This window comes from Flavimobilis marinus, from assembly GCF_900113055.1.
Taxonomy (GTDB): Bacteria; Actinomycetota; Actinomycetes; order Actinomycetales; family Cellulomonadaceae; genus Flavimobilis; species Flavimobilis marinus.
In genome coordinates this window covers 167,295-180,139 of the sequence record NZ_FONZ01000001.1, presented here as the reverse complement: position 1 = coordinate 180,139, position 12,845 = coordinate 167,295, and the positions used below count along the sequence as shown (strand labels likewise).

Annotated in this window: 10 protein-coding genes and 1 tRNA gene; 4 read left to right on the top strand and 7 right to left on the bottom strand. The window is 72.1% G+C overall.

What is annotated here, in order from left to right; translation table 11 throughout:
* Positions 1 to 58: 58 nt before the first annotated feature.
* Positions 59 to 135 (top strand) — tRNA-Pro (locus BMZ30_RS00840).
* Positions 136 to 194: 59 nt separating this feature from the next.
* Here BMZ30_RS00840 and BMZ30_RS00835 read toward each other — a convergent pair.
* The 4 genes from BMZ30_RS00835 to BMZ30_RS00820 all read right to left on the bottom strand — a co-directional run bounded on the left by BMZ30_RS00835 (position 195) and on the right by BMZ30_RS00820 (position 5,074).
* Complete coding sequence (locus BMZ30_RS00835; RefSeq protein WP_093374224.1) at positions 195 to 914, bottom strand: ArsR/SmtB family transcription factor; 720 nt, start codon at positions 912 to 914, stop codon at positions 195 to 197.
* A gap of 54 nt (positions 915 to 968) precedes the next feature.
* A complete protein-coding gene (locus BMZ30_RS00830) occupies positions 969 to 2,129 on the bottom strand; it encodes an acyl-CoA dehydrogenase family protein (RefSeq protein WP_093374223.1) in 1,161 nt (386 codons plus the stop codon).
* Positions 2,130 to 2,178: 49 nt separating this feature from the next.
* The gene (locus tag BMZ30_RS00825) at positions 2,179 to 3,927 is read right to left on the bottom strand and encodes a carboxypeptidase regulatory-like domain-containing protein (protein ID WP_143073093.1); all 1,749 of its coding nucleotides are present in this window, start codon (positions 3,925 to 3,927) and stop codon (positions 2,179 to 2,181) included.
* 73 nt (positions 3,928 to 4,000) lie between these two features.
* The gene (locus tag BMZ30_RS00820) at positions 4,001 to 5,074 is read right to left on the bottom strand and encodes a 3-deoxy-7-phosphoheptulonate synthase (protein WP_093374221.1); all 1,074 of its coding nucleotides are present in this window, start codon (positions 5,072 to 5,074) and stop codon (positions 4,001 to 4,003) included.
* A gap of 373 nt (positions 5,075 to 5,447) precedes the next feature.
* On the opposite strand from BMZ30_RS00820, the gene BMZ30_RS00815 reads away from it, so the two are divergent.
* The 3 genes from BMZ30_RS00815 (at position 5,448) to BMZ30_RS00805 (ending at position 9,362) form a co-directional block, all read left to right on the top strand.
* Positions 5,448 to 6,206: an ATP-binding cassette domain-containing protein gene (locus BMZ30_RS00815; RefSeq protein WP_093374220.1), complete on the top strand. Its 759-nt coding sequence runs from the start codon at positions 5,448 to 5,450 to the stop codon at positions 6,204 to 6,206.
* Entirely contained in the window at positions 6,203 to 8,692 is a 2,490-nt protein-coding gene (locus BMZ30_RS00810; RefSeq protein ID WP_093374219.1) for a YhgE/Pip domain-containing protein, read from the top strand. Before BMZ30_RS00815 ends, BMZ30_RS00810 begins: the two co-directional genes overlap by 4 nt.
* An 85-nt stretch (positions 8,693 to 8,777) precedes the next feature.
* Complete coding sequence (locus BMZ30_RS00805) at positions 8,778 to 9,362, top strand: TetR/AcrR family transcriptional regulator (protein ID WP_093375598.1); 585 nt, start codon at positions 8,778 to 8,780, stop codon at positions 9,360 to 9,362.
* 31 nt (positions 9,363 to 9,393) lie between these two features.
* On the opposite strand, the gene BMZ30_RS00800 is transcribed toward BMZ30_RS00805, so the two are convergent.
* The 3 genes from BMZ30_RS00800 to BMZ30_RS00790 are packed head-to-tail and all read right to left on the bottom strand — an operon-like array spanning position 9,394 to position 12,720.
* On the bottom strand, positions 9,394 to 10,353 hold the full coding sequence (locus BMZ30_RS00800) for a hypothetical protein (RefSeq protein ID WP_093374218.1): 960 nt from the start codon (positions 10,351 to 10,353) through the stop codon (positions 9,394 to 9,396).
* A 22-nt stretch (positions 10,354 to 10,375) separates the two neighbouring features.
* On the bottom strand, positions 10,376 to 11,434 hold the full coding sequence (locus BMZ30_RS00795) for an aspartate-semialdehyde dehydrogenase (protein WP_093374217.1): 1,059 nt from the start codon (positions 11,432 to 11,434) through the stop codon (positions 10,376 to 10,378).
* Positions 11,431 to 12,720 carry an aspartate kinase gene (locus tag BMZ30_RS00790; protein WP_093374216.1) on the bottom strand — a complete coding sequence of 430 codons (1,290 nt, stop codon included), beginning with the start codon at positions 12,718 to 12,720 and terminating at the stop codon, positions 11,431 to 11,433. Before BMZ30_RS00790 ends, BMZ30_RS00795 begins: the two co-directional genes overlap by 4 nt.
* Between the last annotated feature and the right edge of the window lie 125 nt (positions 12,721 to 12,845).

Below are 12,845 nucleotides of genomic sequence, written 5' to 3'. Positions count from 1 at the left end.
CTGCACGGGGGCCGGTTTCGTTTCTGGGCCTCCGGTCGGCTATTCTGAGCAGGCTTCACGGGGTGTGGCGCAGCTTGGTAGCGCGCTTCGTTCGGGACGAAGAGGTCGCAGGTTCAAATCCTGTCACCCCGACCAGGAGCAACCACGAAGGCCCCGGCCAGCGGAGACGCTGACCGGGGCCTTCGTCGTCGGGTCTATTCCTCGAGCGACACCCGGAGGCCCTCGTAGATCTCTCGGGTGGACTCCTGGGCGGACGCGAGCGTGGCCGGGCCGAGCCCAGCGAGGCTGACGGTCAGGCGGGTTCCACCGTCGCGCTCCTCCAGCTCGTACGTCAGGCGCCCGTCACGCTCCGACGCCACGGCGTCGTCCCAGTGGCACCGGAAGCCGAGGACGAGCCGGTGGGGTTCGGCAACCTCGAGTACCTCACCGTCGATCATCAGGGTCCCGTCGGGGGTGCGCTGGGTGTACGCCTCACCCGGCTGCCAGGACGAGGTCGTGACGGTGCCGTAGAGCCACGGGCGGGCCGCCCCCGTGTCGGTGAGCGCCGCCCACACGGTGGCGACGGGAACGCCGATGTCGATGGTCAGGACGTGCTGAGGTTTCATCGCGGTCTCCAGGAGGGTGCGGAAGGTGAGCAGAGAGGATGCGGTCGACGAGGCGAAGGCCGTCAGCCAGCGGTCGTGGACCTGTTGGAGCGGGACGGCATCGAGGTAGTGCAGCTTGCGGCGGCCGTCCCGCACCGTCGCTACCAGCCCCGCAGTCTCCAGGACCGCGAGGTGCGCACTGACTCCGAACCGCGTCATCGCGGGTCGCAGCGCGCAGATCTCAGCCAGGGACAGGCCCGGCCGCTGACGAAGCTCGTCGAGGATCGCCCGTCGAGTCGGATCAGCCAGCGCCTTGAAGACCTCGTCCACGCCTCGACGTTAGGTGAGTAGATACTCACACGTCAAGGGCGGGAGCGCTGACCGTCACGGCACGACGGGCCCCAGCAGGACGTTGGCCCACGCCCCGTGGACGGACTCGTCGTCGCTCGGGTGGAACAGTCCCGCGAGCACGTCGCGGTAGATCCGCGACAGCTCGTTCTTGGTGAAGTACGACGACCCACCCGAGACCCGGATCGCCTTCGTCACGACGGACAGGGCCATCTCGGTGGCCCGCGACTTCACGGCGGACAGCTGCGGCATCCAGATCTTGCCGCGGTCCACGCCGTTGTCCACATCGTGCGCCACGGCCGCGATCTGCGGGTACACGCCATCGAGCTCGAGGGCGGCATCTGCGAGACGCCAGCGGATGTCGGGGTCATGGGCGTAGGGCGCGCCGCCGTTCTTCATCGACGTGCGCGTCTTGACCGTCGCGACCGCGAGGTCGAGGGCGCGCTGCGCGATCCCGGTGTAGACCGAGGCCAGCAGGATCTCGAAGTTCGCGAAGATGCCGAACACCAGAGGGTCTGCGGTCGGGCCGGGCGGGATGCGACGCACCACCCGGTCCGCAGGCGCGTGCGCCCCGTCGAGCACCGTCGTCCGGGACTGTGATGCCCGCATGCCAAGGGTGTCCCAGTCGTCCTTGATCTCGAACCCACCGCCGTCGCGGGTGACGAACGCGAACACGGACATCGGGCCGTCGTCGCCGCTCGAGTCGGTGCCGAACGTCCCGAGCCGGGTCCAGGCCGGCGCGAGCGAGGTGAAGATCTTCGTGCCGTGGAAGGAGTAGCCGCCGTCGCCGTCGGGCCGCGCCTCGGTGCGTGAGCCGAACAGGACGAGGTCGTTGCCGGCCTCGGAGATGCCGAAACCGAAGATCTCCCCCGCGACCGCGTCGCGGAACACGAAGTCCATCGACTCGTCGCCGGTACGGTGCACCACCCGCGCGACGCCCACCCACACCTGGTGCATGTTGATGGCGAGGGCCGTCGCGGGCGCTGCGCCCGCGAGGCGCATCTGCTCGTGCGTCATCTGCTCGAGCGTGAGGCCCAGGCCGCCGAACTCCTCCGGGACCATCGCCTTGAGGTAGCCGGCCGCGGTGAGCTCGGCGAGGTCCTCGTCGAAGAATCCGTTCTCCCGGTCCGTCTGCGCGGCGCGGCCACGGATGCGGTCGAGGAGGTCGTCGGTCAGGAGGGGTGCGTGGGTCGGCATGAACCCAACGTACCGAGGGCCCCTGACGCGCGTCGCGCTCTCGAGCGGTTCAGCCGCGGAAGACGAACTTCCCCAGGTCCAGCGTGCGCCCCGGCTTCACCTTGATGATCTTCGAGGACTTGAGAGTCGAGCCCTTGTAGTACAGGTCCAGAGCGCCGCCAGTCGTCGCGTCCCTGACGACCATCCGATAGCGCCCGGCAGGGACGTTCCGGACGACGAAGGACCCCTTCTTGACCCACTGCCACTCGAGAACTGGCCCGGAGCCGACGGGCACGAGCCGGACGCGGACGTCCTCGCGGCCGACGACCTTGCCCTTGACCTTCCCGTCCAGGGGCAGGCGCAGAGTCTTGGTCGTCGTCTTGCCTCGCTTGACGGTGATCTTCACCGGCGCTGTCGAGGCCTGCGACGTCGTCGTGCTGGTCGAGACACCTGCGACCTTCACCTTGTACTTGCCGACCGGGACCTTCGCGACCCGCGCCCGGCCACGGGAGTCGGTCCACGCCGCGCGGTAGCAGACCTTGGCGCACAGCTCGACGCTGGCGCCCTCGACGGGCTTGCCCGACGACGGGCGCACCACCCGGATCAGGGCACTGCCGGTCTTCTTGGGGGCCTTGACGCGGATGCGCGCTGTGGCGGCCTTTCCTCGTGCCACCGAGACCGCCGTCGACTGCCCGGTCTGCGCGACGACGGCGCGGTACCGGCCCGGGGCGATGTTCCGGAACGCGACCTCGTGCGGCGGTCCGTCCTCGAGGTCCCCGAACTCCTGCTGGCCGACGATGCGACCGCGCGAGTTCTTCAGGTAGACCACGGTGCCGGGCGCCTCACGCACGGCACCGGTGAGCCGCACGACGAGGCTCGACGTGCCCCACCCGGCGGGTCGCTTCAGCGTCACCTTCCCGAGCTTCACCGTGCGCCCGGCAGCGACTGAGGCGGTCGTCACGGTCGTCACGTAGTCGCCACCGGAGGCTGAGCTGAACGAAAGGAGGTGGCGTCCTGCGGTCGCTCCGGTGAGGACGAATGATCCGTCCGTCTGGCTCCAAGCACGAGCGTCCCCCGCGCGACCCAGCGGCGTCGCCTGGACGAACACGCCTGACTGGGGGCGGCCCTGCGCATCGACGAGGCGTCCGGTGATCGTGACACCGGGGATGGCAGCGACGTCCAGCGTCGCATGCGACCCTGCCGTGAGGGTGGTCCGCTCGGCGTCCTGGACACGCACCACGCCCCCCGCGAAGGTCCCGAGCGCCGGACCGTCCCACGACCGGGTGCCCGCCACGACCGTGAACACGCCCTCCGGCAGCACGAGGGTGTAGCGGCCGTCCTGGTCGGCGCGCGCGGTCAGGTTTCGCGGCGCCTTGGCCGTCGAGCCGGAGAACTTGTAGGCCACGACGTCGGCGCCGGCCCACGGCGCTCCCGCTACGGTGATCTGTCCGCTCAGCGTCTGGTCCGCGGTGATGCGGATCGTCTGCGTGGCCGCCTCACCGGCGGCCAGGTCGAGCTCGACGGACCGCTCGGAGGCCTTGCCCAGCGGAACGTCGAGCTTCGCTCGATAGCGCCCGGGCGCGAGGTCCGTGAAGCGCGTCCAACCGTCGTCGTCGACGAGCTCGATGCCGGCGAACGCGCCGTTCGGGTGCTCGAGCCGGATGAGGGACTGCGTCACGACCTGGTCGCGCTGCGTGAGGACGCGAACCGCCACCGACGCCGTGGCCGGCGGCGCGGCCTGCGCCGACGTACCCACCACGGTCATGCCGGTCAGGACGAGAATCGCGCTGATCAGCGCAGCGGTAAGACGACGAACCACGAGAGCCCCCTTGGCTGTGCGACTGTCGAGTGACAGCAGCACAACCAAAGCTACGTCCACCGCGCGCTGGTGACTAGGCCCTGCGCCGCGCCCGCACCGCCGACGCAAGCTCGCGCAGGAGCTCCGCCGTCGTGTCCCAGTCCAGGCACGCGTCGGTGACGCTCTGACCGTAGGTCAGGCCGCTCGGCGCGGGCTTCTGGGCGCCGGCCACGAGGAAGCTCTCCATCATCACCCCGGCGATGCCGGTGTTCCCGGCGGCGACGGACGCGGCGATCTCCTGCACGACCTCGCCCTGGCGCACGTGGGACTTGCCGGAGTTGCCGTGGCTCGCGTCGATCATGAGGTGCGGGACGTGCCCGGCGCCGCGCACGACGTCGAGCGCGGCCTCGACCGAGGCGTCGTCGTAGTTTGGCCCCGTGCGGCCGCCGCGGAGGATCACGTGGCAGTCGGGGTTGCCCGACGTCGCCACGGCCGCCGCGCGACCGGCGGAGTCCACCCCGAAGAACGTGTGCTCCGCTGCCGCGGTGACGCACCCGTCGACGGCGATCTGCACGTCGCCGTCGGTGGCGTTCTTGAAGCCCACGGGCATCGACAGGCCCGACGCGAGCTGGCGGTGCACCTGCGACTCGGCGTTGCGCGCGCCGATCGCGCCCCAGGTCACGGCGTCGGCGATGTACTGCGGGCTGGTGGGCTCGAGGAACTCGCACGCAGCAGGCACGCCCTCGGCGAGGACGCCCAGCAGGACCGTCCGGGCCAGCCGGAGCCCGCGCTGGATGTCGTGGGAGCCGTCGAGGTCGGGGTCGTTGATGAGCCCCTTCCACCCGACCGTGGTGCGCGGCTTCTCGAAGTAGACGCGCATGACCACGCACAGGTCCTCGGACAGCTCGGGCACCAGCCCGGCCAGCCGGCGTGCGTACTCGAGCGCGGCCTCAGGGTCGTGGATGGAGCACGGGCCGACGACGACGAGGAGACGGTCGTCCTCCCCCGCCATGACGTCGCGGACCTCGCGGCGGCTGCGCTCGACGAGCTCGACGGCCTCGTCGGCCAGCGGGAGCTCGGCGAGCATCCCGGCCGGCGCGGGCAGCGGGTCCAGGGCGCGGATGCGCAGGTCGCTCGTGCTGTGGGCGTCGAGCTGGGCGGGGGTCATGCGGGGCTCCCTCATCAGTGGTGGTGGGACGGAGCCGTGCTGACCGCTCACCGCGCGAGAGCCGGTCCGTCTGGAATGACGAAGGGCCGAGACGCCGCGCGTCTCAGCCCTGTGCTGGCTCCGGTGGGGTTGGTCAGGCGTGCGCCCGCTCGGCTCCACCAGGAGCCAGCGTAAAGCGCCAATACCAACGAGATCCGGTCACGAGGGCGACGTTAGCAGGCGATTCCGCGTCGCGAGAAGCGCGTCTCATCTCGTGGCGTGTGAGCGGACAGACAGTGCCGGCCCTTGCGGTCGCGACGCAACGAGCCTATTTTTTAGACTGACCAGTCAGTACAAACGCGTGAGGCGGACGTTTCCGCCCGGAGAGCCGACCATGACAACGACCCCACCTGCCGCGATCGTCGCGAAGCACCTGCAGCTCGACGGACCTCACGGCCCCGTCTACGGACCGCTCGACATGTACGTCGAGACCGGAGACCTGGTCGTGCTCCAAGGGCCGCAGGGATCGGGCCGCACGAGCCTGCTGCTGACCCTGGCCGGCAGGATGCGACCGTCCGCATCGACCGTCCAGCTCACCGTGGGCGGCCAAGCGCTCCCCGCTCGGCGCAACCACGTGCAGCGACGCGCCGCGATCGCCGGCTTCGCGGGCATCGACGACCTCGAGCCCGACGTCACCGTCGCCGACGCCGTCCGTGAACGGCTCGCCTGGCTCACCCCCTGGCACCGCCGCACCCCGAGCATCACCGTCGACTACCTCGACCAGGTCGCAGCGCCGGTCTTCGGGCACCGCCCCGTGCCCACGCCGCGCACCCTCGTGCACGACCTCGACGAGGTCGACGGCATGCTCCTGCGCATCGCCGTCGCCCTGCTCGCGGAGCCCGAGCTCCTCGTGGTGGACGACCTCGACCAGGTCCACGACACCGCGCGCCGCCAGATCGTGTGGGACCGACTCGCCGCCCTCGCCGCCGCCGGCCTCACGGTCGTCGCCTCGGTGGCCTCCGCGGGCGAGGTCGACGCGATGACGTGGGTCCGCGAACCACGCGTCGTCCGGCTCGCGACCGGACCCCAGCTCGAGACCACACCGACCGACGCGGGACGCCCCGCCGACCACCTCTGCGAGGAGCACGCATGATCGCCCTGACCTCCACCGGCACCGAGCTGCGCCGGTTCCGGCGCGGCACCCTGCCCCGGCTCGCGCTCGGGGCGCTGCTGCTCATCCCCCTGCTCTACGGCGCCCTCTACCTCTGGGCGTTCTGGGACCCGACGGGGCGGATGGACAACCTTCCGGTCGCGCTCGTGGTCGAGGACGTCGGCGCGACCGTCGACGGCGAGCCGCTCGACGCCGGGGCACAGATCGCCGACCGCCTGACCGACTCGGGCGACCTGCTCTGGCAGCGCACCGACGCCGCGACCGCCGCAGCCGGCGTCCGCGACGGCGACTACTACTTCGCGGTGACGATTCCCGCCGACTTCTCCGCGACGATCGCGGGAGCGGGCGGCGACGACCCCACGTCGGCCACGCTGGCGGTGACGTACAACGACGCCAACTCGTTCCTCGCGACGACGCTCGGCAGGTCCGCCATGGAGCAGGTCCAGACCGCCGTGCGCGAGCAGGTCGGCACCGAGGCGGTCGACAAGGTGCTCGTCGGCCTCGGCTCCGCGCGCGACGGCTTCGCGACCGCCTCCGACGGCGCACTCCGGCTCACGACCGCAGCAGGCCAGGTCGACGACGGCGCTCAGCAGCTCGCCGAGGGCGCCACCTCGGCGTCGTCCGGGGCGCACGAGCTCGCCTCGGGTCTGACGCGCCTGCGCGCCGGGACGGCGGACGCCCTCGACGGGGCGACCCGGCTCGGCGCCGGCACGGGCTCCCTCGCCGACGGAGCAGCCACGCTGCACAGCGGCGCCGTCGACCTCTCCGCCGGCACCGCCACGCTCGCCGACGGCGCGCAGGACCTCGCGGCCGGGACGTCCACCCTCAGGTCCGGGGCACGTTCGTTGTCCGACGGCGTCGCACAGGCGCACACGGGCGCACAGACGCTGGCGGACGGCGCGGGCACGCTCGTCTCGGGCGCCGCGCGGCTGTCCTCCGGGGCCGAGGCGCTCGCCAGCGGGTTCACGCAGCCCGACGGCATGGTCGCCGGCGCTGACCAGCTCGCCGCAGGGTCAGCAGCGCTCGCTCAAGGGCTGGACGCCGCGGCTCCGTCGCTCGCCGCCCTGCCCACCACGCTCGACACCGCCGGGCAGCTGCTCGCCGCGAGCACCGAGGCGCTCACCCGGCTGGACGGTGACGATCCCGATGTCGCCGCTCTCGTGGCGAAAAATACCGCGGCCCTCGAGCGCCTGAGCACGATCGACGGGTCCGCCCTCGGCACGCAGGTCGACGAGGCCGTCCAGGGCGCACGCCAGGTCGCCGCGGGCGCGGAGCGACTGTCCGCCGGCGTCACCGACGCCTCGACCGGCGCGACGACGCTGGCCGCCCAGCTCCGTGCCGGCACCACCGGCACGGTCAGGGGCGGCATCGACGCCCTCGCCGCGGGGGCGTCCAGCCTCGAGGACGGGCTCGCCACGCTCACCGACGGCGCCGGGCGGCTCGCCAGCGGCACCAAGGACATCGCATCGGGAGCCGCTCGGCTGCGCACGGGCAGCGAGCGCGCCGCCGCAGGCGCGGACAGCCTCGCGACGGGAGCCGGATCGCTCAGCCAGGGAGCGGACACCGTCGCTGACGGCACGGCGGCTCTCACCGCGGGCGCGCAAGGACTCCTCGACGGAGCGCGGTCGGCCGAGACCGGGGCGGCCACGCTCGCCGACGGGACGGCGAGCCTCGCTGCGGGAGGCGACCGGCTCGCGTCCGGCACGGCTCCGCTCGCCGACGGCGCCGGGACGCTCGCGGACAGGCTCGTCGACGGCGCGGCACAGCTGCCCGACGACTCCGCTGCGCTGCGCACGCAGCGGGCCGAGGTGATCGCCGCACCCGTGGGCGTCGTGGACACCGACCTCGCGCAGGCCGAGGGGTTCGGCGAGGGCTTCGCGCCCTTCTTCCTGTCGCTCGCGCTCTTCGTCGGGGCCCTCATCACCTGGTTGCTGCTGCGACCGGTCCCGCCGCGGGCGCTCGCCGCGCCGGTGTCCGGCATCCGGATCGCGCTCGCCGGGTACGGGCCTGCGTTCCTCATCGGCATCGGGCAGGTCGTCGTCATGCTCACGGTCGTCAAGCTCGGGCTGAAGCTGGACACCGTCAACCTCGCCGGCGTCGTGGCCTTCACGCTGCTGGTCTCAGCAACCTTCGTCGCACTGCAGCAGGCCATCATCGCCGTCGCGGGCCCCGCAGCCGGCAAGGTCGTGATCCTGGCCGTCCTCATGCTCCAGCTCGCCGCGTCCGGAGGCACCTACCCGGTGCCCGTGACTGCGGGCTTCTTCCAGGCGGTGCACCCGTGGATGCCCATGAGCTACGCCGTGACCGGGCTCCGGCAGCTCATCACGGGTGGGGCGGACGGGCGCCTGGTCACGGCCGTCCTGGTCCTCGCAGGCACGCTGCTGGTCTCGCTCGGGGTGACCGCGTGGCGGTCAGGACGCATGCGCACGTGGACCGTCGACCGGCTGCACCCCGCGATCGCGCTCTGAGCCGCGGGCCGGACGCCGACAGCCCGGTGGCACCACCTGCCCAGGAGGTGCCGCCGGGCCGCCCGGTGCTGAAAGGATGGGCCTCATGACGACGTCGACCCCGCGCCAGGACGGGAACACCGCCCGCCGCCGCGGCACCCGCGCCCTGGTCATCGACGCGGCCGTGCGCCTGGTGGCGAGCCGCGGGTTCTCCGCGACGTCGGTCGACGACATCGCGGCCGAGGCCGGCGTCGCGAAGGGAAGCGTCTACTACAACTTCACCTCGAAGTCCGACATCCTCGAGGCCGCCCTGGACGAGGGCACCGCCCGCCTTCGCGCTGCCCTCAGTGAGGCGCGAGACGCGGCGCCCGACGCCGGACGCGTCGATGCCATGGTCCGCGCGCTGCTCGTCGCCGTGCACTCCTACCCCGACCTCGCCAAGCTGCTGGCGGCCGAGGTGTTCCGCGCGGAACGCGAGTGGCAGCAGTCGATCGCGCAGCTGCGCGCGGAGACGATCTCGATGTTCGCGCTCGAGATCCGCGCCCGGCGGCCCGGCGAGGACGTCTCGCTGGTCGCCGCGGCCGTGTTCGGCGCGACGCTCGTCGCAGGCCTGGAGTGGCTCGTGTTCCAGCCCGACCGCACGCTCGACGAGGTGCACGCGAGCGTCCGCAGCCTGACGTCCTCCTTGTAGGGCCGGCTCGCGTCCCGCCAGCGCGCCGGGATCAGCCCAGCAGACGGTGCCGCTCGGCACCGAGGTCGCTCAGCAGCTCCTGGGTCTGCGCTGCCTGGCGCGCCAGCGCCGAGGCCACGTCGTCGAGCCTGGCCAGCATCCGCTGCACCTGGTCCAGGGCGTCACGGACCCGGCCGCGCACAGCCCAGTCCGAGAAAATGTTGTCGAAGAACACGTCGAAGAACTGGGTCAGCTGGTCGATCTGGATGCTGCCCGGCCCGTCGAGGCCGACGTCGGCGAGCTCGGCCGCCAGGTGGGCCAGGGCGCCGTCGGCGGCCCGCAGGCCCGCCTGGGCACGGTCGAGGCGCCCGTACTTCATCATGTCGGTCACGAGGCCACCCGAGAAGAACGTGTCGAACGTGGCCAGGCCGTGCGCGTCGCCGAGGAGCGAGGCGACGTCCCGCAGCGCGGCGTGGGCGGCGGTCGCCGCGGACTGCGCCTCGGTGATCTCACGCAGGCGGTCCCGTGCGGTGCCGTGCTCGGCGAGGATCTCCGCTAGCCGGTCGCCGCGGGCGTCGCCGGACTGCACGAGCCACTGCTCCTTGACCCAGAGCGCCGCGGACAGGCGGCGCTCCGCGTCGCCGCAGGTGACCAGGCGGGTGCGGACCTCGTGCTCCTGCTGCCGGGCGCGCTCGAGGGCGGCGTCGGCGCTGGCCGCCCGCATCCGGGCGAGGTCCGCCTCGGCCTGCTCGCGCGTGAGATCGGCGTCCCGGTTGCCGCGCAGCCCCGCGAGGATCCGCGTGGGCGACCAGCTCTCGAGCCTCGCGACGTCGGCCTCCTCGTCGCGCAGCACGGCGTGCGCCTGGGCGGCCGCCCGCTCGGCGCGGGCGACCTCCTCGGTCAGCACGACCAGGCGCCGCTCGAGGGACCGGCGCTCGGCGACGCCCTGGTGGGCGGCCTCCAGCTCGGCCGCGACGTCGGGCGGGAGGGTGGTCGCCGATACTTCGTTCACGCGCGAACTGTAGCGCGCCCGATCACGCTTCCTGCAGGTCCTTGGCCACGACCTCCGCGACCTGCACGGCGTTGAGCGCCGCGCCCTTGCGCAGGTTGTCGTTGCTGACGAACAGCACGAGCCCGCGCCCACCCGGGACCGACTGGTCGGTCCGGATGCGACCGACGAGCGAGGGGTCGGCCCCCGCGGCCTCGAGGGGGTTCGGCACGTCGGCCAGCGCGACGCCCGGAGCCGCGCCGAGCAGCTCGGTCGCCCGCTCAGGGCTGATCGGCCGCGCGAACTCCGCGTGGATCGCGAGCGAGTGGCCCGTGAACACCGGGACGCGCACGCACGTGCCGGAGACCGCGAGCTCGGGCAGGCCGAGGATCTTGCGCGACTCGTTGCGGAGCTTCTGCTCCTCGTCGGTCTCGAGCGAGCCGTCGTCGACCACGGAGCCCGCGACGGGCACGACGTTGAAGGCGATGTTCCGCAGGTACTTCTGCGGCGCGGGCAGCTGGACGGCGGAGCCGTCGTGCACGAGCGCCTCGAGGTCGGTCTCCCCCTCGACGGCCGCGCGCACCTGGTCGGCGAGCTCGCTCGCCCCGGCGAGCCCCGAGCCGGAGACCGCCTGGTAGGTCGCGACGATCAGGCGTTCCAGCCCGGCCTCGTCGGCGAGCGGCTTGAGCACGGGCATCGCGGCCATCGTGGTGCAGTTCGGGTTCGCGATGATCCCCTTGGGCGCGTTGCGCACCGCCTCCGGGTTCACCTCGCTGACGACGAGCGGGACCTCGGGGTCGAGGCGCCAGGCCGAGGAGTTGTCGATCACGATGGCGCCCGCCGCGGCGAACCGCGGCGCGTGCTCCTTCGACGTCGAACCGCCGGCAGAGAACAGCGCGATGTCGATACCGGCGAGGTCCGCGGTCGCCACGTCTTCGACGACGACGTCGCTCCCGCGCCACGGCAGGGTGCGGCCTGCGGAGCGGGCCGAGGCAAAGTAGCGGATCGACGCGACCGGGAAGTCGCGCTCGTCGAGCAGGCGCCGCATGACGGCACCGACCTGACCGGTCGCGCCGACGACGGCGACGCGCACCCCGGCGCTCATCGTCCGGTCCCGGCGTACACGACGGCCTCGGACTCGCCGTCCAGGTCGAACGCGGCGTGCACGGCGCGCACGGCGTCGTCCAGGCTGTCCGCGCGGGTGACCACAGAGATGCGGATCTCCGAGGTCGAGATCATCTCGATGTTGATACCGGCGTCCCGCAGCGCCCCGAAGAGCTTCGCAGACACGCCGGGGTGGGACTTCATGCCGGCGCCGACGAGCGAGAGCTTGCCCACCTGGTCGTCGTACTGCAGCGAGTCGAAGCCGATCTCTCCCTGCACCGCGGTGAGCGCGGCCATCGTCGTCGGACCGTCCTGCTCGGGGAGGGTGAACGAGATGTCCGTCAGGCCGGTCGCGGCGACGGAGACGTTCTGCACGATCATGTCGATGTTCGCGTCAGCCTGCGCGACGACCTCGAAGAGGCGGGCCGCGGTGCCAGGGACGTCGGGCACGCCGACGACGGTGATCTTGGCTTCGCTGCGGTCGTGCGCGACGCCGGAGATGATGGGGGCTTCCATGGGTTCCTCCTCGGATCCGTCCGCGCGCGTGCGGGACAGGGAGCTGCTGACGATGGTGCCGTCCTTGTTGGTGAAGGACGAGCGCACGTGGATCGGGACGCCGTAGCGGCGGGCGTACTCGACGCAGCGCAGGACGAGGACCTTGGCCCCGCTGGCCGCCATCTCGAGCATCTCCTCGTACGTGATCTGGTCGATCTTGCGCGCGGTGGGGACGATCCGCGGGTCCGCGGTGAACACGCCGTCGACGTCGGAGTAGATCTCGCAGACGTCCGCGCCGAGGCCGGCCGCGAGCGCGACCGCCGTGGTGTCGGAGCCGCCGCGGCCGAGCGTCGTCACGTCGTTGGTGCCCTGCGTGACGCCCTGGAACCCAGCGACGATCGCGACCGAGCCCTTCTCGACGGTCTCGCGGATGCGCGCGGGGACGACGTCGACGATCCGGGCCCGCCCGTGCACGGCGTCGGTGATGACGCCGGCCTGCTGGCCCGTGAAGGACTTGGCCTTCACGCCGAGGTTGTTGATCGCCATCGCGAGCAGCGACATCGAGATGCGCTCCCCGGCCGTGAGGAGGATGTCCATCTCCCGCTGCGGGGGCACGGGACTGATCTGCTGGGCGAGGTCGATCAGCTCGTCCGTGGTGTCGCCCATCGCGGAGACCACGACGACGACGTCGTTCCCCGCCCGCTTGGACTCGGCGATCCGCTTGGCGACCCGCTTGATGCTCTCGGCATCGGCGACCGAGGAGCCGCCATATTTCTGCACGACAAGTGCCATCGTTCAAGCTCCGTTCCTGGTCCCGTCGATCTAAACGTCCACCAGATAGGTACGAAGCCCCGATCGTAGCGCCGGGTGCCACCGCGACGCCAGCACACTCCCGCTCGGGTCAGCCGAGCCAGAGT